This is a genomic window from Streptomyces sp. NPDC052236 (genome assembly GCF_044548015.1).
Lineage (GTDB): Bacteria > Actinomycetota > Actinomycetes > Streptomycetales > Streptomycetaceae > Streptomyces.
Map to the genome: position 1 here is coordinate 51,505 of NZ_JBIUBL010000023.1, position 24,619 is coordinate 76,123.

Annotated in this window: 28 protein-coding genes; 11 read left to right on the plus strand and 17 right to left on the minus strand. The window is 70.9% G+C overall.

Translation table 11 applies throughout. The features are described from left to right. Positions 1-33: 33 nt before the first annotated feature. The 4 genes from ACIHCQ_RS31270 to ACIHCQ_RS31285 all read right to left on the minus strand — a co-directional run bounded on the left by ACIHCQ_RS31270 (position 34) and on the right by ACIHCQ_RS31285 (position 3,929). Positions 34-1,491, minus strand: a complete 1,458-nt coding sequence (locus ACIHCQ_RS31270) for an FAD-dependent oxidoreductase (RefSeq protein ID WP_399669782.1) — start codon at positions 1,489-1,491, stop codon at positions 34-36. Continuing rightward, the gene (locus tag ACIHCQ_RS31275; RefSeq protein ID WP_399669785.1) at positions 1,484-2,674 is read right to left on the minus strand and encodes an MAB_1171c family putative transporter; all 1,191 of its coding nucleotides are present in this window, start codon (positions 2,672-2,674) and stop codon (positions 1,484-1,486) included. Before ACIHCQ_RS31275 ends, ACIHCQ_RS31270 begins: the two co-directional genes overlap by 8 nt. Positions 2,675-2,678: 4 nt before the next feature. Then, positions 2,679-3,209 (minus strand): toxin-antitoxin system, toxin component, encoded by a 531-nt coding sequence (locus ACIHCQ_RS31280; RefSeq protein ID WP_399670085.1) that lies wholly within the window; start codon positions 3,207-3,209, stop codon positions 2,679-2,681. An 87-nt stretch (positions 3,210-3,296) separates the two neighbouring features. After that, the gene (locus ACIHCQ_RS31285) at positions 3,297-3,929 is read right to left on the minus strand and encodes a helix-turn-helix domain-containing protein (RefSeq protein ID WP_399669788.1); all 633 of its coding nucleotides are present in this window, start codon (positions 3,927-3,929) and stop codon (positions 3,297-3,299) included. A gap of 235 nt (positions 3,930-4,164) precedes the next feature. On the opposite strand from ACIHCQ_RS31285, the gene ACIHCQ_RS31290 reads away from it, so the two are divergent. Then, the gene (locus tag ACIHCQ_RS31290; protein WP_399669791.1) at positions 4,165-5,268 is read left to right on the plus strand and encodes a helix-turn-helix domain-containing protein; all 1,104 of its coding nucleotides are present in this window, start codon (positions 4,165-4,167) and stop codon (positions 5,266-5,268) included. Positions 5,269-5,328: 60 nt separating this feature from the next. Beyond that, entirely contained in the window at positions 5,329-6,849 is a 1,521-nt protein-coding gene (locus tag ACIHCQ_RS31295; RefSeq protein WP_399669793.1) for a M20/M25/M40 family metallo-hydrolase, read from the plus strand. A 30-nt stretch (positions 6,850-6,879) separates the two neighbouring features. Here ACIHCQ_RS31295 and ACIHCQ_RS31300 read toward each other — a convergent pair whose 3' ends face one another. The 3 genes from ACIHCQ_RS31300 to ACIHCQ_RS31310 form a co-directional block, all read right to left on the minus strand. Continuing rightward, the gene (locus tag ACIHCQ_RS31300; RefSeq protein WP_399669796.1) at positions 6,880-7,173 is read right to left on the minus strand and encodes a hypothetical protein; all 294 of its coding nucleotides are present in this window, start codon (positions 7,171-7,173) and stop codon (positions 6,880-6,882) included. A gap of 26 nt (positions 7,174-7,199) precedes the next feature. After that, positions 7,200-7,562, minus strand: a complete 363-nt coding sequence (locus tag ACIHCQ_RS31305) for a hypothetical protein (protein ID WP_399670088.1) — start codon at positions 7,560-7,562, stop codon at positions 7,200-7,202. Positions 7,563-7,666: 104 nt separating this feature from the next. After that, positions 7,667-8,158 (minus strand): ATP-binding protein, encoded by a 492-nt coding sequence (locus tag ACIHCQ_RS31310; protein WP_399669799.1) that lies wholly within the window; start codon positions 8,156-8,158, stop codon positions 7,667-7,669. 122 nt (positions 8,159-8,280) lie between these two features. Between ACIHCQ_RS31310 and ACIHCQ_RS31315 the strand changes: the two genes are divergently transcribed. The 3 genes from ACIHCQ_RS31315 (at position 8,281) to ACIHCQ_RS31325 (ending at position 10,287) form a co-directional block, all read left to right on the plus strand. After that, positions 8,281-9,141 (plus strand): helix-turn-helix domain-containing protein, encoded by an 861-nt coding sequence (locus tag ACIHCQ_RS31315; RefSeq protein ID WP_399669802.1) that lies wholly within the window; start codon positions 8,281-8,283, stop codon positions 9,139-9,141. Then, positions 9,141-9,377 (plus strand): DUF397 domain-containing protein, encoded by a 237-nt coding sequence (locus ACIHCQ_RS31320; protein WP_399669805.1) that lies wholly within the window; start codon positions 9,141-9,143, stop codon positions 9,375-9,377. The genes ACIHCQ_RS31315 and ACIHCQ_RS31320 overlap by 1 nt, the downstream gene beginning before the upstream one ends. Before the next feature lie 100 nt (positions 9,378-9,477). Further along, entirely contained in the window at positions 9,478-10,287 is an 810-nt protein-coding gene (locus ACIHCQ_RS31325) for an SAM-dependent methyltransferase (protein ID WP_399669808.1), read from the plus strand. 44 nt (positions 10,288-10,331) lie between these two features. On the opposite strand, the gene ACIHCQ_RS31330 is transcribed toward ACIHCQ_RS31325, so the two are convergent. Both ACIHCQ_RS31330 and ACIHCQ_RS31335 read right to left on the minus strand, forming a co-directional pair. Further along, positions 10,332-12,260, minus strand: a complete 1,929-nt coding sequence (locus tag ACIHCQ_RS31330) for a M64 family metallopeptidase (RefSeq protein WP_399669810.1) — start codon at positions 12,258-12,260, stop codon at positions 10,332-10,334. 66 nt (positions 12,261-12,326) lie between these two features. Next, entirely contained in the window at positions 12,327-13,730 is a 1,404-nt protein-coding gene (locus ACIHCQ_RS31335) for a glycosyltransferase 87 family protein (RefSeq protein ID WP_399669813.1), read from the minus strand. A gap of 113 nt (positions 13,731-13,843) precedes the next feature. On the opposite strand from ACIHCQ_RS31335, the gene ACIHCQ_RS31340 reads away from it, so the two are divergent. The 4 genes from ACIHCQ_RS31340 to ACIHCQ_RS31355 all read left to right on the plus strand — a co-directional run bounded on the left by ACIHCQ_RS31340 (position 13,844) and on the right by ACIHCQ_RS31355 (position 15,895). Then, complete coding sequence (locus ACIHCQ_RS31340) at positions 13,844-14,950, plus strand: molybdopterin-dependent oxidoreductase (protein ID WP_399669816.1); 1,107 nt, start codon at positions 13,844-13,846, stop codon at positions 14,948-14,950. Next, positions 14,950-15,354, plus strand: a complete 405-nt coding sequence (locus ACIHCQ_RS31345) for a hypothetical protein (protein ID WP_399669819.1) — start codon at positions 14,950-14,952, stop codon at positions 15,352-15,354. The genes ACIHCQ_RS31340 and ACIHCQ_RS31345 overlap by 1 nt, the downstream gene beginning before the upstream one ends. 77 nt (positions 15,355-15,431) lie before the next feature. Continuing rightward, positions 15,432-15,692 (plus strand): hypothetical protein, encoded by a 261-nt coding sequence (locus tag ACIHCQ_RS31350; protein ID WP_399669822.1) that lies wholly within the window; start codon positions 15,432-15,434, stop codon positions 15,690-15,692. Between the two features lie 11 nt (positions 15,693-15,703). Next, positions 15,704-15,895: a hypothetical protein gene (locus tag ACIHCQ_RS31355; protein WP_399669825.1), complete on the plus strand. Its 192-nt coding sequence runs from the start codon at positions 15,704-15,706 to the stop codon at positions 15,893-15,895. Between the two features lie 104 nt (positions 15,896-15,999). Here ACIHCQ_RS31355 and ACIHCQ_RS31360 read toward each other — a convergent pair whose 3' ends face one another. From ACIHCQ_RS31360 to ACIHCQ_RS31385, 6 genes are all read right to left on the minus strand, one after another. Beyond that, entirely contained in the window at positions 16,000-16,473 is a 474-nt protein-coding gene (locus tag ACIHCQ_RS31360) for a hypothetical protein (RefSeq protein WP_399669828.1), read from the minus strand. 104 nt (positions 16,474-16,577) lie between these two features. Next, on the minus strand, positions 16,578-17,228 hold the full coding sequence (locus ACIHCQ_RS31365) for a methyltransferase domain-containing protein (protein WP_399669830.1): 651 nt from the start codon (positions 17,226-17,228) through the stop codon (positions 16,578-16,580). Next, positions 17,225-17,842: a DUF2064 domain-containing protein gene (locus ACIHCQ_RS31370; RefSeq protein WP_399670091.1), complete on the minus strand. Its 618-nt coding sequence runs from the start codon at positions 17,840-17,842 to the stop codon at positions 17,225-17,227. Before ACIHCQ_RS31370 ends, ACIHCQ_RS31365 begins: the two co-directional genes overlap by 4 nt. Before the next feature lie 428 nt (positions 17,843-18,270). After that, positions 18,271-18,954 (minus strand): glycosyltransferase family 2 protein, encoded by a 684-nt coding sequence (locus tag ACIHCQ_RS31375; RefSeq protein ID WP_399669833.1) that lies wholly within the window; start codon positions 18,952-18,954, stop codon positions 18,271-18,273. Then, entirely contained in the window at positions 18,951-20,006 is a 1,056-nt protein-coding gene (locus tag ACIHCQ_RS31380; RefSeq protein ID WP_399669836.1) for an NAD-dependent epimerase/dehydratase family protein, read from the minus strand. Before ACIHCQ_RS31380 ends, ACIHCQ_RS31375 begins: the two co-directional genes overlap by 4 nt. Positions 20,007-20,104: 98 nt before the next feature. Then, a complete protein-coding gene (locus tag ACIHCQ_RS31385) occupies positions 20,105-21,874 on the minus strand; it encodes an FAD-dependent oxidoreductase (protein ID WP_399669839.1) in 1,770 nt (589 codons plus the stop codon). A gap of 114 nt (positions 21,875-21,988) precedes the next feature. Here ACIHCQ_RS31385 and ACIHCQ_RS31390 point away from each other — a divergent pair, with 114 nt between their 5' ends. Continuing rightward, a complete protein-coding gene (locus tag ACIHCQ_RS31390) occupies positions 21,989-22,438 on the plus strand; it encodes a YchJ family protein (protein WP_399669842.1) in 450 nt (149 codons plus the stop codon). 6 nt (positions 22,439-22,444) lie between these two features. Here the strand turns inward: ACIHCQ_RS31390 and ACIHCQ_RS31395 are convergent, their stop codons facing one another. Next, positions 22,445-22,891 (minus strand): hypothetical protein, encoded by a 447-nt coding sequence (locus ACIHCQ_RS31395; protein ID WP_399669845.1) that lies wholly within the window; start codon positions 22,889-22,891, stop codon positions 22,445-22,447. Positions 22,892-23,143: 252 nt separating this feature from the next. Between ACIHCQ_RS31395 and ACIHCQ_RS31400 the strand changes: the two genes are divergently transcribed. Continuing rightward, positions 23,144-24,103, plus strand: coding sequence for a GlxA family transcriptional regulator (locus ACIHCQ_RS31400; RefSeq protein ID WP_399669847.1), 960 nt, complete (start codon positions 23,144-23,146; stop codon positions 24,101-24,103). A gap of 15 nt (positions 24,104-24,118) precedes the next feature. On the opposite strand, the gene ACIHCQ_RS31405 is transcribed toward ACIHCQ_RS31400, so the two are convergent. Then, the gene (locus ACIHCQ_RS31405) at positions 24,119-24,385 is read right to left on the minus strand and encodes a hypothetical protein (RefSeq protein WP_399669849.1); all 267 of its coding nucleotides are present in this window, start codon (positions 24,383-24,385) and stop codon (positions 24,119-24,121) included. Between the last annotated feature and the right edge of the window lie 234 nt (positions 24,386-24,619).

Consider the following 24,619-nt stretch of genomic DNA (forward strand, 5'->3'; position numbering starts at 1 on the left):
ATCGCCGCTGAGCCTAGGCGACCACGCCCGGCCTCACGCCTCCGCGGGGTCGGTCTCCAGCTCGCTGCGCGGTTCCTTCACGATCCGCAGCTCCTCCGCCGTCAGCGGCGGGCCCGGCAGCTGCGGCAACTTGGGCCCGCGCATTACCGCCATGATGATCTCGGGCTTCAGCAGCGCTGTCGTCGGCGCCGACAGCGTCATCACATCGAACAGCGCCCGGGCGATCATGGGACGGCCGGTGGCGGCCAGCATCAACCGGTCGACGTACTGGCGCAGCACATTCGCCGCCGCGCCGGGCTGCTTCCCGATCGCCCCCGGGTACAGGATGTCCTGCCCCGTGGCGAGGTCCCAGGCCGTGGAGACCGGCCGGGCCACCGCCCGCTGCACCCGCCGCGCGAGACCCTCGGAGGCGAGGCCGCGGGTCTCCAGCGCCTCGCGCAGCGCGAGGACCCCCTGCGCCGCGACCGACATGCCGTGCCCGTAGACCGGGTTGTACGTGGCCACGGCGTCGCCGATCGCCACGAACCCCTCCGGCCAGTTGCCGACCTTCTCGTAGTAACGCCGTCGGTTGACGGTGCTGTGCGTGACCAGGACGTCGGTCAGCGGCTCCGCGTGCGCGATGAGCTCGCCCACCACCGGGTGGCGCACCCCGCGCGCGAAGTCCTCGAACGCGTCGACGGCGCTGGTGGGCTGGCCGCCGCGGGTGCCGGACAGCGTCACCAGCCAGCGGCGGCCCTCGATGGGCATGATCGTCGCCGTCTGGCCCGGCCGCGGTTCGCCCGGGTCGGCCTGCACATTGACGATCGGATAGTTCTCCGTGCCCTGCGGCGCGCGGAAGATCCGGCTCGCGTACGCCAGACCCGAGTCGACCTTCGCCTCGTCCACCTTGGCGACGCCCAGGGAGCGCAGCCACTCCGGCGCCCGCGAGCCGCGGCCACTGGCGTCAACCACCAGATCGGCGCCGATGACGCGCTCGCCGCCGTCCTCGGAGCGCACCCGCACACCCGTCACCCGCGCCGCGCCGCCCAGCAGGCCCAGCAGTTCCGTACGGGGCAGAACGGTCACCCGGGAATGGCCGATGACCTCCTCCCGTACCACCGAGTCGAGCAGATCACGGCTGCATGCGATCACGTACTGCATCTCGGGCCAGCGCCGGAACCAGCCCTGCGCGGACATCGACACCAGGCCCGTCGGCAGCGCGACACGGCGGGCGCCCGCCGCGAGCCAGCGGTCGGTGATCCCGGGCAGCAGCGCCTCGCAGGCCCGCGCCCCGCCCGACCACAGCAGATGGGCGTGGTGTGCCTGCGGGAGGCCCTTACGAGACTGGGGGCCGGAGGGCAGGGCGTCGCGTTCGACGACGGTGACCTCGTCCACGTAATCGCGGAGCACCGCGGCGGCCAGCATGCCCGCCAGCCCCCCGCCGATCACGACGGCCTGGCGGGTTCTCGCAGGATCGCTCGAAAGATCACTCTGATCGCGCTGATCACTCATGGGTGCCGCTCTCTGACCTGGCCGCACGCCGGCGGGCTGCTTCAACGACGGGGGAGTTGCGCAGGGCGAGGGACATGCGCACCAGATCGCGCGGTCCGTCGACTGCCTTGGAGGTATACGCCTGCGCCGAACTTATGATCTTGCCTTCCGGGTCGGCTGTACGTGCCTGAAGCGCGGCGGCGACCATCGCCGCGTCGGCGATCGCACGGGCGCGCCGCGGATCGGAGCCCGCCTCGATCGCCTCGTCGTACGCGCTCGCGCGCAGCGCCGGATCGAAGTACGGATCCAGCTGAAGCATGCCGTCATGGATGTCGGACTCGCGCTGGGTGATGCGCAGATCCGCGGACGACCACCAGGAGATGCGTACGGACGGCGAGCCGCTCTCCACAGCGGCGCGCAGCTCGCGCCAGAGGGTGCCCAGCTGCCGGTAGACGGTCCAGTTGTGCCAGTTGTCCGCCAGGCGCTGGGCGACCAGCGGCAGGACGAACCCGAGGGCGCTGAACAACGCGCCCGCGGAGGCCAGCGGCGGTGCGACCACGGAGCTCATACCGTCCCAGTCGTGGCCCGCCCACCGGGCGAACACGGCGCTGAACTTGGTGACGCCGTAGGCGATATTGAACAGCGACCCGATCACGATGGTGATCAGACCTGTCCGCAGTGAGCCGTGCACCTGGAGCGACCAGCGCCAGCACAGCGCGGTCATCCCGAAGGCGGCGACGGAGTGCGCCGTGAGGTAGAGCACGATCATCTCGCGGATGTACGGCGTGTTGGCGTAGTAGCTGTCCAGGTCCCGCAGCCGTTCTACGGGCGCGTCACCGAGGAGGAACAGCACCACCAGAGCCACGTCCACCAGGCCGTACGCGACGATCCAGCGCCGCGAGATCCGCCGGATCTCCGCGGGCGACCCGCCACGCCAGTGGACCAGCAGCACCAGAACGGACGCGCTGAAGGCGGACAGGATGCAGTAGACCAGCGGCGCGGAGATGTTGGGAACGCCGGTGATGCGGTTGACCTGGCCGATGGTCGGGGGCGCGGCGAAGAAGAACGTGGAGGCCGCCAGGACGAGCAGCACGCAGACGGAACGCAGCAGCGGGTCACGCCAGTCGCGCACCATCCCCGGCAGCTTGAACACAAGTGCGATACCCAGCGCGAGAGCCGGGATGTAATAGTCGTCTCCGTCCACGCACTCAGCCCTGTGGCCCGCGGTATCCCAGGGACGCCTCGATCCGCCCGGCGAGTCCGTCCCGCCGTACGGGCCCGCGGCCGGTCGAACCGGCCAGCCAGGAGCGGCACTTGCTGCCGAGCAGCAGACCGAAACTCTCCGCCTCGTTCTCCTCGGCCTGGACGAAGCTCGTCCTGGCCGCGACCTTGAGCACGGTCGCCTGGAGATCGGCCTCGGCCGAGAGCAGCCGCGCGGCGACGGCAGCGCCGTCCACGTGATGGGTGCAGTGCCCGGCCTTCATATGCCACAGCTCATGACCGAGGATGACTAGTTGGTGGTCGGGGGCGGTGCGCTCCTCGATCACGATCAGATCCTGGTCGGTCATGTCGAGCCACAGACCACTGGCCGTGCCGGGCGGGAAGGAGGCCGTGCGGTACCGGACGGGCCGGCCGCGGCGCTTGCTCATTCCCTCGCACAGGGCGGCGTAGAGATCGGCGGGTTCGGCCGGCGCGGGCAGATCGATCCCGGCGATCAGCTCGCCGCACAGCCGGCGCATCTCCTTGCCTATGCTCACCGTTCTCCTCTCCCCGTCAGCTCCTGTGACCTCTGTGTGCGCATGCTTGCCGCCTGGCCCGTCCCACGGTCAGGGCGCCGTGGGCTTGACGCTCTCCAGGAGCAGATCAAGCCACTCGGTGACCTTGTCCCGGTGCTTGTCCGTGGGCAGTTGAGCGGCCCGCCAGGCGATGCCCCGTACGCCATTGTCCTGCAACAGGCGCTCCAGCGGGTCGCTCTCGCCGGCGTAGTCGTGCAGAAGTCTCTGTTCCGTACGCTCGAGGGCGCCACCCAGCGCGGCGGCGTCCTCCGCGGTAAGGAACCCGGCGTGGACTTTGAAGAACCTCTGAATGGCATCGCAGTGCTCCATGGTCGGCCGGCGGTCGCCGTTGATCAGCGCGCCCGCCTGCTGCCGTGACATGCCCGCGCCGTCAGCTATCTCCTGGTGGGTGTACCGGCGGCCATTGGGCTTCAGCCGGGTCCGGCGCAGCAGATCGAAGCGTTGCAGAAAGCGCGCCTGCAGGTCCGGTTCGCCCGCGGGCCGCCCTTCGAGCAGCGCGCCGACCACCTCGGCGGGCACGCCCGAGGCCTCGGAGAGCTGGTGTACGTCGAAGACCTCGCAGCGGCTCAGGCCGAGCTTGCCGGCGAGTTCGGCGACACGGGCAACGGATGCCGCCAGAGGGCCTGTGGCCGTCAGGTCCGGAACCAAGAAGCCGTCTGTCACCAGTAGGTCTCCTAGATCACGCGGTCACTTCCGCACACAGTGGACTGCCGGGAGGCTAACCGCTTCGGGGAAATACAGCCAGGTTTTGCCACAGCTGTGGCGCGATTTGAGCGCTCAGCGGCGTGGAATGCCACGATAGTTGACATGACAGCGTTTGCGGTAGCAGGATCGCCAAGCGGAGGAAAGATCCAAATGGCGCTGCCGCAGCGGGACTTCGGGAAGGGTGGCGTTCTCGATGACACATGAGGCGGGCGCGGAACGCCCCGGTGTCCAGGCGCGTCGCGGGCGTGCCGGAATGGCGCGTGGCGCGGTGCGGACGAGGCGGGTCACCGACGTCCTCAGAAGCCGCCGGGAGGAACTCGGCCTCAGCGAGGAAGACGTGGCCGCCCGGCTGAAGATCAGCACGGTCGCGTACGGCAGCTGGGAGCGCACGCCCGCCCAGGACTGGACCGACGACACGCTCTGCGCCCTCGTCGAGGCCCTGGAGATGAGCGACCAGCAGGGCGGCTGGCTCTTCCGCCTCGCCGTCGACCGTGATCCGCCGCCACCCTGGAAGACGCCTCCCGTGCCCGCGCTGCCGCTGGGGCCCGCGCGTCCGTCGGGGCCCGCCTTTCCGTCCGTGCCGCTGCGTCCGTTTCTGCCCGTGCCGCCGTCGGTGCCGGTGTCGCAAGGCTCGCAGAGCTCGGCGGACTCCATGGGGGAGTCGGAGACCTCGGACTCCGCGGTGCCCTCGGACGCGGCCGACCCCGAGACGGTGGCCTATCTGCGCGACTACGCCGCGCTGATGGACGCCGTACCGCTGCCGTCCGCGCTCTTCGACCGGCGCTGGAACGTCGCGCACGTCAACCCGGCCTTCCAGGAACTGTTCCACGGCATCGGGCCGCACCCCACGGCCATGCCGGACCAGAACTTCCTGCGGTTCGTGCTCTTCCACCCGGACGCCGAGATGGTGCTCGCCGACCGCGAGGCGAGCTGGTGCCTGCCCTTCCTGGCCCAGTTGGAATCCGCTCTGGAGAGTTACGAAGACGACCCGACCCTTCAGTCCATTCGCCGCGACATCGCCGAGGACCCGATCATGGACGCCGCCTTCCGGTGCGGTCTTTCGCACTGGATGCGCGTCGCGGGAGCCGCCGCCGTCCACCACGACGGGGCCGTACGGCCGCTGAACCATCCCGATCCCCGGTGGGGACGCACCGACTGCCGGATCGTCGACGAGACGCCTGCGAGCCTCCAGGACCGGGGCTACACCCGGATGACGCTGGTGCTGCGGGACGCCCGCGCGGCCGATCCGGCACGGCGGCGCGGCAAGACGCATCTGAGGGCGGTCTCCAGCGGCTGACCCGAACCGGTGCCGCGGCCGTCCCTTGCCAGGGGGTGGCGGGTCCCTGACGATGGCCTCATGTCGCAGCAGACGCCAGGAAGCGCAGCAGAAGGTGCGGACAGCCCGGTCAACTCCCGTGGCACCGACCGGAGAACGGTTCTGACGGCAGCCGCCGGAACCGCCGTGCTCGGCACCGCGCTGACCGGCGCCACCGCATCACCCGCGGTCGCCGCCGACCGCGCGGCCGAGGCACCCCGTACGCCCGACCGGATCCAGGACCGTGCCGCCGCCGCCCCTGACCACGACCGTCCCGCCACCGCCCAGCGCCCGTCCCCTGAACTGCGCGCCCTGCTCGGCGAGATAGACCGCGACCGCATCGAGGCGACCGTCCGCACACTCGCCTCCTTCGGCACCCGGCACACTCTCTCCAGCCAGGACGACCCCCAGCGCGGCATCGGCGCCGCCCGCGACTGGATCTTCGCCGAGATGAAGCGATACGCCGCGGTCAGCGGCGGCCGGATGACCGTCGAGTTGCAGAGCTACGTCCAGGAACCGGTGCCCCGTATCCCCGTGGCGACCCGGATCACCAATGTCGTGGCGACCCTGCGCGGCTCCGCGGCCCCCGACCGCGTCTATGTCGTCTCCGGGCACTACGACTCACGCGCCACCGACGTCATGGACGCCGTGAGCGACGCGCCCGGCGCCGACGACGACGCCTCCGGGGTCGCCGTGGCCATGGAACTCGCCCGCGTCATGGCCCGCCGCCGCTCCGCCGCGACCATCGTCTTCGCCGCCGTGGCGGGCGAGGAACAGGGCCTGTTCGGAGCGGCCCATATGGCGCAGACGTACCGGACGGCGGGCGTGGACGTCCAGGGCATGTTCACCGACGACATCATCGGCAGCCCCACGGCCGACGACGGCACCCGGGACCCGTACACCATCCGCCTCTTCGCCGAAGGCGTCCCCACTTCCGAGACTCCCGAACAGGCGGCCACCCGCCGCTCGGTGGGCGGCGAGAACGACTCCCCGTCCCGTCAGCTCGCCCGCTTCGTACGCGATGTGGCAGACAACGACGCCACCGGTATGCGGGTGCGCGTCGTCTACCGCCGCGACCGCTATCTGCGCGGCGGCGATCACATACCGTTCCTCGAACGCGGCTTCCCCGCAGCCCGGTTCACCGAACCGGCCGAGGACTACGCGCACCAGCACCAGGACGTCGCGACGGTGGACGGCAAGCAGTACGGGGACCTGCCCGAGTTCTGCGACTTCGGCTATATCGCGCGCGTCGCCAAGGTCAACGGCGCGGCCCTGTGGACGCTCGCCCAGGCGCCCGGCACCCCCAAGGGCGCGAAGATCCTCACCAGCGCGCTGACCAACGCCACCGAGCTGGTGTGGGAGCGCGGCGCCGAGCCCGACCTCGCCGGGTACGAAGTGGTCTGGCGCGAGACCACCGCGCCCGAGTGGACCCAGGTGATCAAGGCCGGGGACACGACCCGGCACACCGTGGATCTGTCGAAGGACAACGTCTTCTTCGGCGTCCGCGCCGTCAACCGGGCGGGGCTGCGCAGTCCCGTCGCCTTCCCCGCCCCCCAGCGCTGACTCAGTGGAAGTGGCCCAGTGGCCGGTCCGTCAGCGCAGCGACACGATGGCCCACTCCGCGACGAGCGCCACCGCGACGCCCACCCCCAGCACCGCCGTGGCCACGCGCGTACGGCCCTGCCGGCTCAGCACGAGCGCGCTGCCTGACAGGATCAGCGCGATGCCGTAGAAGCCCATGGTCAGCACGGAGTGCGTACTGCCGAGGCGCAGCACCAGCGTAGCGGCCACGGCGATCATGATGACCGCGGAAAGCGCTATCCGTACGTGGCGTGCCTGACGTGGTGTGAGCCCCTGCCGCTCGGGGCTCGAATTGGCTTCTGACATGCGTGGAAGACTAGCTGTACTCCCGCTCAGCCGCGGTGCGCGCTGCCGACCCCCGCGGTCCACAGCGGGGCCGTGCCGGTCAGCTGGCAGGCCATCAGATAGAGCGGGATCGGCGGGGTGTACGGACTGCTGTCGTCATCGGGCCAGCGGATCAGCCGGGGATTCCTCGCCGGTACGTACGCCCCGCGGGCGTAGTGCGCGGGCAGTGGCCAGATCAGCTCAAGGTCCGAACCGGCGGGGACGATCCACCACCACCACTGGTCGTCGGCGAAGACGCAGCCGTTCCGCGGGAGCCGCCCCAGCAGCCGGAACCCGTAGCGCGCGGGCACGCCCACGGCGTCGCAGCCGAGGGATGCCGGCAGCGCGGACGGGAGGTCGAGCAGGGTCATCCCGCTCTCGCTGACCGAACGCCTCTCGCCGACCGAGCCGCCCGCTCCGAACGAGCCGCTCTCCCGGCGGCTTCGCCGGGGCAGAAGGAGCTCCGCCAGGTCCCTCAGCACTGACTCTCCCGCCCGTACGGCGACCGAGGCCTGGGCACCCGGCCCGCCCCGTACGACAACTCGGCCCATACGACACGCCCCTGGCCGGTCCTCGACACATGCGCGCCCCACGCGCTGCTCACGGCCTCGACCAGCAGCAACCCGCGCCCGCGTTCCTCTTCGAGCGGGTCGCAGACGTGCGGGCCGGTGGGCGCGCACCCCTGGTCCCGCACGGTGATGCGCAAGTTCGTTTCGCCGTTGAGGAGTTCGCAGGCGACCAGGCGGCCGTCCGTGTGCACCACCGCGTTGGTGACGAGTTCGGAGACGACCAGCATCGCCGAGTCGTGAATGTCGCCGTCTATGTCCCAGCAGCGGAGGCGCTCGCGGGCGAGCCTCCGCGCCCTGGAGACGTACTCGGCGCGCGCCGGCAGCTCGAAGCCGTACCGGTGGTGGTCGACCCCCGAGCACGGGTCAATGAGCTGGGTGGTGAGCGCGTTACGGGTCACAAGAACACTCTCTCGCTGCAACACGCACCTTGGCAAGACCCACTATGAAAAATGCAGAGTGGGCATATTCATTGAAGCGGCCACGTGGCAGACTGCTCGCAACAGCACATGGGGAGGTCCCAGTGAGTGAACCGCGGTCCGCACCCACTGTTGGCCAGGTCGTTCTTGGCAAGCGCTTGCAGGATCTACGGGAAAGGGCAGGGCTCAAGCGCGAAGAGGCAGCCAGAGTTCTCCGTGTCGCGGCCGGCACCATCCGCCGGATGGAGACGGCCGAAGTCTCGTTGAAAATCCCCTACGTCCAGCTACTGCTGAACGCGTACGGGATCACCGACGACGAAGCGCGCGGCTTCATCGAGCTGACCGAGGAGGCCAACAAGCCAGGCTGGTGGCAGCGTTTTCACGACGTTCTGCCGGGCTGGTTCAGCATGTACGTCAGCCTGGAGGGCGCGGCGGGCCTCATCCGCGCCTACGAACCCCACTTTGTACCCGGCCTGCTGCAGACGGAGGACTACGCCCGGGCGATCATGCTCGGCGGAGCCGTCGGGCAGACCGATACGGCGGACATCGAGCGCCATGTGGCGCTGCGGATGGAACGCCAGTCCCTGCTTACGAGACCCGACGCGCCCAGGCTCTGGGTGATCATGGACGAGACGGTGCTCCGCCGTCCCGTCGGCGGTCCGGGTGTCATGAGAGCCCAGGTCGAGCGGCTCATCGACGCCACCGAGCTGCCTCATGTCACTCTGCAGATCGCGGAGTTCGCAAGCGGACACCACCCCGGCACTTATGGGCCGTTCGTGCTGTTCCGCTTCGTCGTTCCCGAGCTGCCCGACATGGTCTACAGCGAGTACCTCACCGGAGCCGTCTATCTGGACGCCCGGACCGAGGTCGCCTCGCACCTTGAGGTTCTGGACCGCATGGCGGCGCAGGCCGCGACTGCACAACGTACGAAGGAGATCCTCAAGGATCTCCGCAAGGAGCTGTGATGAAACGCATATACAACGGCATGCCCGCCGCTGAGCTGGGCGCCGAGGGCTGGCGCAAACCGTGGAGCGGTGGCAACGGCGGCAACTGCTTCGAGACCATGAAGCTCGCGGACGGCAGAGTCGCTATACGCCAGTCCGCGGATCCCGAAGGGCCGGCGCTGATCTACACCTCCAGCGAGATCGCCGCGTTCATCCAAGGGGCCAAGTCCGGCAAAGCGGACTTCCTCCTCACCTGACACTTCACTTCGTTACCCACCCCCTACCCGCTGTTGCGTATCCGTACGCACCGCACTTGCCCCTACCTACTTTTGCCGCCCGAGCCATGTGGAGTGACAGATGACCGGTCTTGACGCCGCCGCCCTCCGTATCGACACCACCAAGCCGCATCCCGCGCGTGTGTACGACTGGTTCCTCGGCGGCAAGGACAACTATCCCGTCGACGAGGAGATGGCGAAGCAGCTCCTCGCCCTCGATGCGCGCGGCAAGGAAATGGCCCAGGTCAACCGGGCCTTCATGCACCGAGCCACTCGCTGGCTGGGCGCGCGGGGCTTACGCCAGTACCTCGACATCGGCACGGGCATCCCGACCGAGCCCAACCTCCACCAGATCGCCCAGCGGGTCGCGCCCGAGTCACGCGTCGTCTACTGCGACAACGACCCCATCGTCCTGGCCCACGCCGATGCCCTCCTGCGCGGCACCCCAGAAGGCCTCACCGAGTACATCCAGGCCGACGCCCGCGAGCCGCGGACCATCATCGAACGCGCCGCCGACCTGCTCGACTTCACCGAGCCGGTGGCGCTGTCCCTCGTCGCGCTGCTGCACTTCGTGGACGACGAGGACGGGGCGTACGAACTGATCAGCCGCCTCATGGAGCCGCTGCCCTCCGGCAGCTACCTTGTGGTCTCCCACGTCACGGGCGACTTCGACCCCGAGGGCGCGGCGAAGGCCCGCGCGTTGTACCGCGCCGGCGGGTCGACCCTGCGGCCCCGGTCCCGCGAGGAGTTCGCGCGGTTCTTCGACGGTTTCGAGCTGGTCGAACCCGGCGTCTCGCTGACTGCCGACTGGCATCCGGAGCTGGGCGCGGTGGTGGAGACCACAGGCGACGACCCGATCCCGGGGTACGGGGCCGTCGCCCGCAAGCTCTGAAAGGCTGACAGGCCTGAAGGGCCTGAAGGGCCTGACCAGAGGATTCAACGGCGGAGCAGCGTCGCGAGGAACTTCTTCGCGGCCGAGACATTCCCCGCCGAATCGATCGTCCGGTACTCGATCGTGTGAGTTCCGTAGTCGGGTGTGGCGTCGTCCCACGGCACCGCGCGCGTCCTGCCGAGCTTGCCGTAGACCAGATCGTCGATGACCGTGCCGCCCGGAGTGAAGAGGTAAGGGGCGTCGGCGTCGGTCGGCCAGCCGTAGTACGTCTGCCAGCCGTCGCCGTCGACCCTGAACTGCGTCACCGCATAGCCGTCCCGGTCGTCGCGGGCGGTCAGTTTCATCGTGAACGGCCCGTCGTAGACGTACTCCACCGGCCTGCCGGGCCACCGCACCGTGCGCAGCGGGGTCGAGAGCGCGTACGCCGCCGTGGCCGGGGTCGCGTCCACCGTCCAGGTCAGCGTGGAATCCTTGGAATCCTTGGAATCCGTACCGGCGATCCGGGCTGTGAGGGTGTGGGTGCCGGGACGCAGCCGCAGCGTGCGCAGATCGAGGTCGCGGTCGTTGCCCGGGTTGGCCACGGTCCGGCCGTCGAGGGCCCAGCGGACGGCCGGGGTCCGGTCGACGGGGTGTGTGGTGTCGGCGTACACGACGGTCGCGGAGCCCACCGGGGCCTCTGTGTCCGTGTGACCGGTGAAGACGGCCCGGACAGGCGTGGACCGGGGAGTGGTGACCGCCGGGTCGACGGTCCAGGAGACGGTACGGGTCAGGGCGGCGGACCCGCGGATCGCGGGATCGCGTACGAACGGCGTTGGATCGGTGACTGTGGCTGTCAGCGTGTGCGTCCCGCGCGCGAGGTGGAGCCGGCGCAGATCGAGGGTGCGGGCATCGCCGGTGTGGCGGAGCGGACGGCCGTCGAGGCGCCATACGACGTCGAGTTCACCGCCGAGCGGGTGCAGCGTGTCCACCCACACCGTCCGGTCGTCGCCGATCGCGGCGGTGTCGGGCGTATGGTCCTGGACGAGACCGACCTTGGCGGAGATCTTCTGGGTCATCACCTCGCGCCCGATCTGGTCGAAGGCGTAGCCCAGGGTCTTCATGATCGAGTGCTTGCTCGGCCGCCAGACGCTCGTGGTGCTGTACATCCCGCCCTCGTACCGGCCGATGACCCCGCCGGACTCGCTCGGCTCGCCCAGCCAGCGCCACCACTTCGCGTGATGCCGGGCCAGTTGCTTCTCCGTCAGCAGGGTGTGATGGGCCGATGAGGGCTCGCCGCCCTCGTACGCCTCGCCCGGGACGCCGCGCCCGTAGTAGTCGTACTCGTCCTGGAGTCCGCCCAGCGAGTGGCCCAGCTCGTGCGGGGTGATCAGGGAGGAGAGCGCGTTGCCGCCGGAGGCGGTGGCGTACGCGCCGCCCGCGCCGCCGTACGTGTCGCTGTTGGCGAGGGCCACGATCTGCCGGTTGGCGCTCGTGGTGCCGGGGACGAGGTCGGCCAGCGCGGTCGCCGCGGTCGTGTCGACGGTGAGCAGGCGCTGCACACTGGCGGCGTTGCAGCCGCCCCAGAAGCCCATGTCCAGAGGGGTGTCGCGGCGCGGGGAGTCCAGCGCGGGGTCGCAGTCCACCCCGGAGTCGGCGGACGGGACCTCCACCGCCCACACGTTGATGTACGAGCGGTACGAGGCGAACGGCTCGGTGGACCAGAGCACATTGAGGTGCTTCTCGACGTCGGTGCGGAAGGCGGGCAGCTCCGCGGCGGTGTAGCCGTCGCCGAGTACGACGATGTTGAAGCGCTTGTCGGCGGGGCCTGTGGACTGTACGGGGACGACGGTGGCGCGGTCGGTCAGCGGCTCCTCGGCCGCGCCGGCGGGGGTGGCTGTGCCCAGCAGGCAGGCGGCGACCAGGGTTCCCGCGATGGTGAGTGAGGTGGTGAGGAGGGTGACCGCTCTTCGGGGGCGTAAGTCGAGTGAGGTCATGAGCCCGGAGCGTACGACCCTGCCCAATAGGCCGTAAAGATGGCAAAGCTGACGGCGAGACGGCCGCTACGACCGGACGGACTGGGCGGCCGCGCGCCTCGTTTCGACCGGCGGAGGGCTGTGACGGCGGCGCAGGACGTAGCCGGTCAGCACCACACCGGCCGCGATCGCGTACGCCGGGGTGCCCACCGTCTCCCCAAGGACGTCCATATTCACGCTGACGTACTTCGCGGCGCCCGCGACGGCGACGGCGAGCCACTCCCACCTGCCGTCGAGAGCGGCCAGTGCGACCAGCAGCAGCGCGTACCAGGAGTAGCCGGGGGTCAGTAGCAGAAACGCCGTGCCCGTGACCAGCAGGGCGCCGCTCCACGGGCGTTCGGGATCGCCGCGCCACAGCACGTGCCCGACGACCGCCAGCATGACGACCACCACGGCGGCGGGCGCCCAGCCGTCCGGCAGCACCAGCCGGAGCAGGGCGTAGCGGTTGCGGGCCGAGGGGTCGTCGTACCCCTCCTCCTCCACATAGCCGCCGAGGAAACCGAGGACCGAGCCGTCGGAGACAAGGACGTACGGGAGGTAGCTCAGCGCCACCACCGCGGCGGCGGGCAGCAGTACGGCGGCGGCGTCCCGCACCCGCCGCACCCCGGACAGCGCGCCCGGCAGCACCACGGCGGGCAGCATCTTGGTCACGATGGCCGCGCCGAGCAGCGCGCCGCCGAGTGCCCGCCGCTGCCGCGCCACCACGCCGAGCCCCACGACCGTGAGAAGCACGCCCAGCACATCGGCATGCGCGTTGTTGACCGCCTCGATCGGCACGATCGGGCACCACGCCCAGTACACCGCCTTGCGCGGATCACCGCGCCGCCGCAGGACCAGCAGCAGCCCGGCCGTCGTGGCGAGCGCCAGCGCCGCGCCGCCGATCTGCAGCCCTTTGTGGCGTGTCCCGTCCGGCGAGAGCGCGTGGACGAGCAGGAAGTACCCCTCCGCCACCGGCGGGTAGATGGTGTGCACGGTGGGCCGGTTCATCCGGGTGCAGTGGACCTCGCCCCGCGGGCCGCGGATCCGCGCCCGCTCGGGGACCGCGCACCCCGCCCCGGTCGGGAAGAGCCAGTCGTCGCGCAGATGGATCAGCTCGGGATCGCCGGGGGCGTGGTCGTACGGCGAGATCCCCGCCGCCTGCACCCGGCCGTCCCACGCGTAGCGGTACGAGTCGGAGCTGGTGCGCGGCGGAGCGAGGAGTCCCGTCGCGGCCACCGCGATCCCGCCCGCGAGGATGAGCGCCACGGCGTGGCGCACCGGGACCTTGCGGACGGCGATGGCCGCCGCCGCGAAAAGCACCCAGCACGCGCCGTACCACCAGGCAAGACCGGCGGGGTCGGTCACATAGCCGTCCTTGCGGATGGTGAGGGCGAGTACGGCCGTCAGGGCCGCCAGCAGGACAGCGGCGGAGAAGGTACGCGGGTTGATCACGGAGTCAGCCTCGCAGCCGGAGCCCGGCGGGACGCTGTGCCGCCCCCTGACGTCCGTATTCCGTAAGGTGTCGGGCCGCCCCGCGCGGGCGGCCGGGGCGTTCTCATGGAGCTATGAAGCTCAACCTGCATGACGCCCGTACGGCCACCTCGATCGGCCGGTGGCTGGGCGCGGCGATCGTCGTCTGCTTTGTGACCGGAGTGATCAGCCACTATGTGCAACTGCCCCCGGACTGGCTGGCGGGCGCGCTGCCGAGCAGACCGTCCTGGGGCTACCGGTTTACCCAGGGCCTGCATGTGGCGAGCGGGATCGCGGCGATACCGCTGCTGCTCGCCAAGCTGTGGACGGTCTACCCGAGGCTGTTCATATGGCCGCCGCTGCGGTCGGTGCGGCACGCGCTGGAACGGGCGTCGGTGGCGGTCCTCGTCGGGGCGGCGATCTTCCAGCTCTTCAGCGGGCTGCTCAACACGGCGCAGTGGTATCCATGGCCGTTCTCGTTTGTGCCCGTGCACTTCGCGGTGGCATGGCTGCTGCTCGGCGCGCTGGTACTGCATCTGGCGGTCAAGTACCCGGAGATCAAGGCACATTGGGGCAAGCGCTCGCCCGGGACGCTGGAACTGCCGGTGGCGGAAGGGCCGGACCGGCGCTCCCTGCTGACGGGGGTGGCGGCGGCGGTCGGGGCGGTGACCCTGACGACCGTAGGCCAGTCCTTCACCCCGCTGAAGCGGTTCGACCTGCTCGCACCACGCCACCCGGACCACGGCGAACAGGGGCTGCCCGTCAACCGGACGGCCGCGGCGGCGCGGGTGACCGATGTGTCCGCGGCGGACTGGCGGCTGACGGTGCTCGGCAAATACTCGTACGAACTCACCCTCGACGAACTCGCCGCCATGCCGCAACACACGGTCACGCTGCCTATCGCCTGTGTGGAGGGCTGGAGCAAATCGGCCGACTGGACGGGCGTACGCGTCCGTGACCTGCTGGAACGAGCGGGCGCGCGGCCGGGCTCGGCGGTACGGGTGGTGTCGCTGGAGCGCCGGGGTTCGTACCGGGTGATGGAGATGGGCGGCGGTTACACCGACGACCCGCTCACCCTGCTCGCCCTGCGCCTGGGCGGCCGGACACTCTCCCCCGACCACGGCTACCCGGCGCGCATCATCGCCCCGAACCGCCCCGGTGTGTTGCAGACCAAGTGGGTCACCCGGATGGAGGCCATGTGATGCGGATCGTGACGGGCACGCTGGGCGTGGCACTGATGGCGATCGGCGCGGTGCTGCTGCTGGCGGGTGGTCAGGCGGTGGACGTGGCCCTGTGGCTTGCGGGCGCGATCGTCCTGCACGACGGGCTGGTGGCCCCGCTGGTGCTCGCCGTCGGCCTGCTGCTGGCAAGCGTCCCGGCCCGCGGGACCGTGCGCGGAGCGCTGGTGGTGGCGGGGTCCCTGACGGTGATCGCACTGCCACCGATGCTGCGCCCGGGGGCGCCGGCCAACGCGTCGGCGCTGCCGCTGGACTATGTGCGCAACTGGCTGATCCTGATGGGGGCGGTGGTGGTGCTTACGGGCGTACTCAGGGGCGGTGTATTGCTGGTGAGGCGGGTGTCGCGGCGCCGGGTGGCGGAACGCTGAACTCGCGAAGAAGCTTTCGGCGGACTGCTGTGCGATGACCCGTGGGTGGGGAGAGTGAGGGCGGACGAGTACGGGGGATGCGGGTCTCGTACGCCGGGGCGATCCTGCTCGCGGCACTGACCAGCGCGGCGGTGGGCGCGGCCGTCCACGGCAGCGTGGTGCTGTCGGACTGGGGCCCGGTCCTCGCGGTGATCGCTTGGGGGCTCGTGTGGTGGCTGCTCACCTGGACGAAGCTGTTGCGGCCGGGTGAGCCGGCGCTGTACGCGGCGGCGGTCCCGATCGCGGACCCGGCTACGGCGCTGGGCTCACCATCGTTCTCTGGGAGCCGCTCACGGTAGTCGTCTGGCTTGTGTGGGCGGTGGCGCCGCTGGCGCGGGGGCAGCGGGCGGCACGCTGGGAGCGGCGGCATGGGGTGCGGCTGTGGGAGGGACGCGTGGAGCAGGAGCGGCAGCCGGACGGTGCCGACGCCGACCGTCGCGTCTTCGTCTGTACGACGCCGGGCCGTCGGGTCGCCGGGTCGCCGGGCAGCGCGGCGGGCTGAGCCAGGCGTAGGAGCGGCCGGGGGCGCGCTGCGGGGCACCCCGTCCCATGCCCCGCCAATGACCGGGACGCACGGCAGTCACAAGACCGGCCGAGTCCTGAGCGCTAGTCCGTGACGAACGGGGCGTATCCCACTGGGAGCTCGCTCACGAGAAGGTCGGAGAAGAGCAGGGTGAGACGGTGCGCGTTGGTTTCGACGCGCACCTCATGGAAGTCGCTCCCGACGGCTTGCGACCAGCGGCGGGTCGCGTCCGACTCGGGGAGAAGCTTCGCGCCCGGGTACAGGCAGTGCCATTTCACGCCCCAAACGTACCCGTCGAGGTCGGCACCGGTCTCGTGGTCGATGAGACGATCGTCCAATGAGACCCGCCAGGTCTCGGCCGGCACCGACGTCTCGCACCGGGCCTCGACGCAGTATCGGAAGAGATACCGCAGGTAGGCCGGATCGCCACCAGTGCGAGGATCCGCCGTCGCGTAGACGATGACCTCGTAGTCGCGCATGTAGTTGGTGTATCCGTGGTGTACGACGGCGTGATCGAAGGTCTCGTCCAGCATCTGTTCAAGTAGAGCGGCGTCCATGCCGCCGTTCTACCCCACGCGATCAACCGGCCGACAGCGAGGTGGACGGCAGCACCGGCGCTGAGGGCCCCCAGCGATTCCCTCGCACAGGGGCGCCGACCGGCCTACGCCCGCCGCAGTGCGATGAATGTCCGGCCCGCTGCAGTCCACCGGTCCGCCGCGGTCTCCGACCAGCCCGCCGACCGCGCGTAGTTGAGCAGCGCGGGTGCCCCGACCTGGGCCCAGGGGAAGGCCGAGCCCTGCGCGCTGCCGCCGTCGAAGACGCGTACCTGCACGCGCTCGTCCACATCCAGCGGCGATGTTTCCGTGAGGAGCACCCCGTCCTCCGCGACCAGCAGTGCCACGCGCGCCAGCAGGGCCCGAGGGTCCCCGCCTATGCCGATGTTGCCGTCGATGAGCAGCGCCGTACCCCACTTGCCCTCGCGGGGAAGCGGGTCGAACACCGACCGGTGCAGTGCGCTGCCGCCCATGCGTACCGTACGGGCCACCGCCTCCGGGCTCACATCGATGCCCAGCGCCGGCTGCCCCAGCGCGGCGAGCGCCGCGACCAGGCGGCCCGGTCCGCAGCCGATGTCCAGGACCGCGCCGCGGCAGCGCTCCACGACGGTCAGGTCCGCCGCGTCCGGCGCGGCGCACCAGCGCTCCACCTCCAGGGGCAGCAGCCAGCCGTCCGGGCGGCGCAGAAAGAGCGGGCCGCGGCCGGTGCGCAGAGCGTCGGTGTACGGATCGGCCTGCCAGGCGGCGGTTGCGGTCACCGGGCCCCCGTCCGGGCGAGCGCGGCGAGGGTCGAAGCGAACCGGGTGAGCGGGGCCTCCGCCGCGACAAGCCGGGCGTCCTCGGCCGTGTCGACGTCCCGCAGGACCGGCAGTTCACGCACCGTCAGGCCCGCGAGGTCCAGCCGCCGACGCTGTACGGCTCCAGTCTCGGGCACGGACATCGGAACCCCGCGCAGCAGCGCCGGATCCGGTTCGGCCAGCCCGAGCGCCCAGAAGCCGCCGTCGTCGGCAGGCCCGAAGGCCGCTTCTCCCGCGCTCAGTTCCAGGCCTCGGCCGAGGAGTTCAGGGGTCACCTGGGGTGTGTCCATTCCGATCAGCAGGACGGGTCCTTCGCCCTCGCACAGCCCGAAGGCATGCGCCAACCGCGCGTCGAGCCCGCCTCCGCACTGCGGGACGACCTCGATGCCCGAGGTCAGCCAGTCGCCGGGGGCGCCGTCGAGGACGAGCACCCGGCGGCCTACGGGGGTGGCGAGCACGGCGCCCAGGGTGTCGATGAGAGCCGCCTCGGCGAGCCGTGCGGCCTCTTCGGGGGAGTACACGGGCGTCAGCCGCGTCTTCACTCGCCCCGGCACGGGTGCCTTGGCGATGACCAATAGGGTGCCGTAGAGGGCAGTAGGCCGGGGTCTGGGGTTGGGCTGGTCGCTCGGATCCGTGGGCTCCGCCCCGTTTGCCGGTCCCGGTTCGGGCCAGGGCCCCGGTTTGCCGCCCCGCAGTACGGCGTCCCGCTGCCGGACGGCGAGAGCGCCGAGGCCGAATCGGGCGCGCTGCGTCGGCCGGTACTGGCCGAGGTGCCGGCCCGCAGGGGGCAACCCCGGCTCCGTACGGTTCCGGTTCGCGTCGGGCCCGGAGGCTCGGGTCTGGTCTGTGTCCAGGTTCGCGTCGGGCCCGGAGACTCCGGTCCGGTACGCGTTCGTGCGCGTGCTCATGCCCCCGCTTCCGAGCAGGCAGACACCCGCGTGCCCAGCCCGCTCCACGCCACCGGCCCGGTCCTCCGCCGCAACCGCGGCCGCGCCAACCACGCTCACCGCACCCCACCCCCGACCTTGCTCCGCCGCGGCTCCGCCAGTACCGCCCGCATGTCCCTGACCGCCTGCCACGTGCCCCGCCATGTCCCCGTCACCTTCGACTTTCCTGATCTCGGCAGATACGGGACGTCCACCTCCGTCACCCGCCAGTCCGCGTCCGACGCGCGGACCACCATCTGGAGCGGATAGCCGCTGCGCCGGTCCGTCAGGTCCAGAGCGAGCAGCTCCTCCCTGCGGGCCGCCCGCAGGGGGCCCAGGTCGTGCAGCCGCAGCCCCGTGCGGCGGCGCAGCATCCGGGCGAGCGCCAGGTTGCCCGCCCTCGCGTGCGGCGGCCACGCTCCCCGGCCCCGCGGCCGGCGCCGCCCCAGTACCAAGTCGGCCTCTCCGTCCGCCACCTGCCGTACGAAACCGGTCAGCAGGCCCGGGTCCAGCGAAGCGTCGCAGTCGCAGAAGCACACGAACTCCGCCTCCGCCGCCAGCAGCCCCGCATGGCACGCCGCCCCGAACCCGCGCCGCGCCTCGTGGACGACGGTCGCGCCGAGGTCGCGGGCGATCCGGTCCGAGCCGTCCGTCGAGCCGTTGTCGACCACGATGGCCCGCCACCCCGCGGGGATCCGCGCCAGCACCCACGGCAGTGCCTCCGCCTCGTTCAGGCAGGGCAGCACCACATCCACGCTCATGCCTTCGCACCCCGCAGCCCGGCCGCGGCGAACTCCGCCATGCCCTCCGTGAAGCCGACCCGCGCCTTCCACCCCAGTTCGGACGACAGCCGCCGCGAGTCCGCGGTGATGTGCCGTACGTCGCCCAGCCGGTACTCCCCGGTCACCACCGGCGCAGGACCTCCGTGCGCCCCGGCCAGCGCGACCGCCATGTCCCCGACCGTATGGGGTGTGCCGCTGCCCGTGTTGTACGTGGCCAGTACGCCCGGCTGCCGTTCGCGTACCGCCTCCAGCGCGATTGCGTTGGCGTCGGCCACATCCCGTACGTGGATGAAGTCCCGCCGCTGGCGCCCGTCCTCGAACACCCGCGGCGCCTCGCCCCGCTCCAGCGCCGAGCGGAAGAACGAGGCGACCCCCGCGTACGGAGTGTCACGCGGCATCCCGGGCCCGTACACATTGTGGTAGCGCAGCGCCACCGCCCGGCCGCCCGTGGCACGGGCCCAGGCGGCGGCCAGGTGTTCCTGGGCCAGCTTGGTCGTCGCGTACACATTGCGCGGGTCCAGCGGCGCGTCCTCGTCCACGAGACCGGTCGTCAGTTCCGCGCCGCAGTCGGGGCACCGGGGCTCGAACCGCTCGGCCGCGAGGTCCTCGGCGGCGCGGGGGCCCGGCCGCACTCGGCCGTGGCGGGGGCAGTCGTAACGGCCCTCCCCGTAGACCACCATCGAACCGGCCAGCACCAGATCCGGGACACCCGCGGTGGCCATCGCCGCCAGCAGGACGGCCGTACCGAGGTCGTTGCAGGCGACATACTCCGGCGCGTCCGCGAAGTCCGTGGCGAGCCCGACCATGGCCGCCTGGTGGCAGACCGCGTCCACGCCGCGCAGCGCGTGCGTCACCACGACCGGGTCCCGTACATCCCCGTGGATCAGTGTGGCGCCGGGCAGCGGCGGGGGAGCCCGATGGACCGCCGGGAGCAGGGCGTCGAGCACGACGGGGTCGTGGCCGCGAGCGGCGAGAGCCGCTACGACCTGCGAGCCGATGAAGCCCGCGCCTCCTGTGACGAGTACACGCATACAGGCGACGCTACGGGCAGAAGCCCCGCTCACCGGTGCTGTGAGCCGTGGTGTCACAGGTCCGTAAGGACTTCGGCCCTGCGAAGCCCTATGGCTCGTCAGCCCAGGTCGAGCAGATTGCGCAGCCCCAGCCGGTAACGGAGACGGTCATGGCGCTTGAGTGCCTCGATCTCCGGGGCGCGGAACAGCGGCTTCACCGTGCAGCGCGCGGCCGGTGAGCCGATGCCGTCCAGCAGGGCGTTGACGGCGGCGCGGGCGGAGGCGTTGGCGCCCTCCATCGTCGCCAGGTCGATGTCGACCGCGACATAGTCGCCCGCGAGAAAGAAGTTGGGGATACGGGTGGCGGCCTGCGGGCGGTTGTGGAACGTGCCGACGGGGTGGATGAGGAGCTCGTCGTCGTTTGTCGGGTTCGGGGTGCCCAGGCCGTCGACGCCCGGGTCGAGGAACCAGGAGTGCAGCGCGCTGTCCTTGAGGACGGTCGCGCCCGTGTCGTTCAGCGCCGCCTTGAGCTGTGCCCACACCTCGCGGGCGACCTCCGTGCGTGTGCACTGCTTGGCGGTCTTCCCGTAGAGGATGCCCGGTAAATCCCACTCGGAGATGTCCACCGACAGACAGTCCACCGCGATGCCGTCGCCGTAGTCGGCCGCGAAGTCCCGGCCGGGCCAGTGCGCGGCCTGCTGAATGGCGGTCAGGGACCACGGTGAGTCGATCAAGTTGAGGTGGGCGTGCGGCACGGGCGCGCGCTCGGTCAGATAGAACTGGATGCCCGTCATCCAGTCTGTCTCCAGTTTGTCGCACCGCGCCAGCTGCGGGTCCGCCGCGCGCAGCTCCGCTCCCCAGGTCCGCCGCGCGTGCTCCACGGGCATCGCGGAGACGTAGTGGTCGGCGGCCACCGACTGGCGTACGCCCTGCGGGTCCTCGATCACCGCGGCTGTGACGCGCCCGGAGCCGTACTTCACTTCCGTTACCGTCCAGCCGATACGGAAGCGCACGCCCAGCTTCTCCAGGTGCGCCACCCACGGATCGATCCACGCCTCGTTGGTGGGGGCGTTGAGGATCCGGTCGAGCGGTCCGTCGGCGCCCCGGCCCAGCGCGTTGAAGACGAACGCCTCCAGGATGCGGGCGACCGTTCGGGTACTGGCCTCCTCGGCCTTGGTGGCGACGATGTTGCGGGTCAGGCCGATGGCAAGGATGCGCTGATAGTCGTAACTCATCTGCGCGGCGCGGATGAAGTCCCACCAGGGGACGCTCTCCCAGGTCTGGTCGCGCCGCTCGTCGCAGCTGGTGAGGAAGACCAGGAGGCGGTTCACGAAGTAGGCCGTCTCATGGGCGGGGATGCCTACTGCCGTGTCCAGCAGGGCGGTGAGCGCGCGGCGGAACTCGTCGAGGGTGAGATCCGCCGGCTTGTGTCCCGGCCAGGGGAGGGGGATGCGCAGATCCTCGTGGCCGGTGCGGGCGAACACCATTTCGGGCGGGGCCACCAGGTTGTCCCAGACGCCGTTCGCGTTGCCCGGGAAGGGAATGCGGCGCATCGTGTCCGGCAGGTTGTGGTAGATGCCGGGGATGAAGCGGAAGCCGTGCTCGCCGGGCAGTGGGCGGCGACCGGCCTTCGCGCTGTCGGGGACGTCCATGCTGCGGGCCTTGCCGCCGAGCGCCCGGCGCTCGTAGACGGTGACCTGGAAGCCGCGTTCGGCCAGTTCATGCGCGGCGGTGAGACCCGCGACGCCGCCGCCGAGGACGGCGACCGACTGCATAGCGTCCGACGTCCCTTCTGCGGCGCGGGCCGCGGTGGTTGTGGCGGCGGCCACTGTGGCTGTGGCAGCCACTCCAGCCATGAAGGTGCGTCGTGAGTTGCCCACCCGATCCATCCCCAGCCCCTTACCGGCGGTAACAATGCGTCTCGGCGCTGGAGCCTACGGAGATCCCTCCTGACCCGGAAGCCACTTGCGGGCCCATTCGCTCATTGGCTGGAAAATGGACGCATGTCCCGACGCAGCTCACGCCCCCGGCGCACCACCCACCGGACCACCGCCGCACCGGCTCTCACCGCCGAGTCGCCCTGCCCCTGCGGGCTGCCCGCCGCGTACGGCCAGTGCTGTGGCCGCTTCCACAGCGGCGAGCAGTCCGCCCCGACTGCCGAGTTGCTGATGCGCTCGCGCTACAGCGCCTTCGTCGCCCAGGACGCGGCGTATCTGCTGCGTACCTGGCACCCCGCCACCAGGCCGGGCCACCTCGAACTCGACCCCGGCACACGGTGGACCGGGCTGGAGATCCTCCGGACGACGGACGGCAGCGCGTTCCACACCACCGGCACGGTCACCTTCCGCGCCCGCTACCGCAGTCACGGCGAGGCGGGCGAGCTGCACGAAGAGTCCACTTTCGAACGGCACGGCGGCGCCTGGGTCTACGTGGCAGGGACGTTCGTCGAGTGAGGCGGGTCACGCCCCTGTCGTGGACCCGGGCCGCACGATCATCAGGACCGTGACGGTCGCCCACAAGAGGTTGAACATCCCCGTGTACATGGCGAGTCTGGCGGACGCGACGGCGCCGAGGTCCTCCAGGACAGCGCTCTGCCCCGGCAGTATCAGCAGCGCGAGGATTCCCGCGGCGAGCGCCGTGAGCACGATGGAGACGATCAGCCAGGCGTCGCCGAGTACCTGCATGCTGCCGGCGGTCGCGAAACCGAAGACGGGCACGACGACGCCGACGGCCGCGTAGACGCGGCAGATGCGGTGCAGATTGCGTACGGTCCCGAGCGCGTCGCCGCTGTCGGGTTCGGCCGCGGCACGGCGGGCCGCGGGCGGGAAGGCGCTGGCCGCGACGGTCACCGGACCGATGGCGATGATCGCGGCCAGTACATGGACGATGAGCAGAAACTTTGTCACGGCACGCACCACTCCTCGAATGGGGAAGTCGGGGGAAACGGGAAAACGGGAAACGGGGAAAGCAGAAAAGCGGCCCCTGGCGGGGCGGCCGGATCGACGCTATGCAGCGGGGCCGGGACCGGACAGTGGCATGAATGCCACCTTCCAACGGATTCTCGCCAGGGCCCACAGGAGGGCCGCTCCGGCCGCCCCAGGCAAGAGACCAGGTCACCCGGCCTTGGCCGGAATACGGCAGGCACTTAGATTGTGGCCATGCACACCGTGGCCGTACTCGCCCTGGACGGCGTTCTCCCCTTCGATCTGTCGACGCCGCTCGGGGCGTTCGCCCTAACCCGGCTGCCCGACGGCCGGTCCCCGTACCGGACCATGGTCTGCGCCCCGGCGGACGAGATCGACGCCGGCGACTTCAGGCTGCGCGCGCCCTGGGGTCTCGACGCGCTCGCCGACGCGGACACGATCATCGTGCCCGGCTGCGCCGACCCGTCGGCGGCGATCTCGCCCGAGGTCCTGGACGCGCTACGGGCGGCGGCGGCCCGTGGCACCCGTATCGCCTCGATCTGCGTCGGCGCCTTCATCCTCGCCGCCACCGGACTGCTGGACGGCCTGCGCGCCACCACCCACTGGCTGGGCGCGGCGGAACTCGCGGCGCTGTACCCCGAGGTCGAGGTCGATCCCGATGTGCTCTACGTCGACAACGGGCAGTTCCTGACCTCGGCCGGAGCCGCCGCCGGGCTCGATCTGTGTCTGCACATGATCCGCCGGGACCACGGTTCGGCGGTCGCGGCGGACGCGGCGCGGCTGTCGGTGATGCCGCTGGAACGCGAGGGCGGCCAGGCGCAGTTCATTGTCCACGAGCTGCCGCCGAGCCCGGACGGCGCGACCTTGGAACCCGTGCTGCGCTGGCTGGAGGAGAACGCCGGGCGTGAACTCACCGTCGGCGAGATCGCCGCGCACGCGCGGATGAGCACCCGCACCCTCAACCGCCGCTTCCGCGAGCAGACGGCGACCACACCGGTGCGGTGGCTGCACCGGGCGCGTATCCGCCGGGCGCAGTACCTGCTGGAGACGACGGCGTACCCGGTGGACCGGATCGCCGCTCAGGTCGGGTTCGGTTCACCGACCGCGTTCCGTGACCGCTTCAAACGGCAGGTCGGGACGAGCCCGCACGCGTACCGCCGCGCTTTTCAGGGCGCGCCCGTGCCCGGCCGATGATGATCAGGCGCTGCGTCAGCCGGCCCAGCAGGCGCGGCCGGGCTTGATGATCAGTCGCGGGTGGTACGCGGCAAGGATCTTGTTGGCCATCGCCAGCGTCGACAGAGCGTGCTCCCGGTCCGCCCGGTCCTCGGCGCACAGCGGGCCACGGAACCGGTACACCTCACGTACGGCGCACTCCGCGTCGATCTCCGCCTGCAGAATGTCGATCGGCATGCAGGAACCGATCAGCGCGGCGACGCGATCGGGGATCGGCACGGGAATGAGGGGTGACACGGCCACGGGTAGTCCTTCTCTGCTTCTTCGTTCGGGCGCCGACGGTCGATCTGTCTGGCGGCGGGGATGTCTGTGTTCGGCAACCGTTTCGGATCGCCCGCTGATTCCTCGTTGCGCACCATTGCACGGGAATACGTCTACTCAGCGCGGCGAGCTCGCCCAGCCGTCCGTATGTCGGCGGTACCGCCGACATACCATACGCGACCCGGGGCCCAGTACCCGAATCCGCAGTTGGAGGCA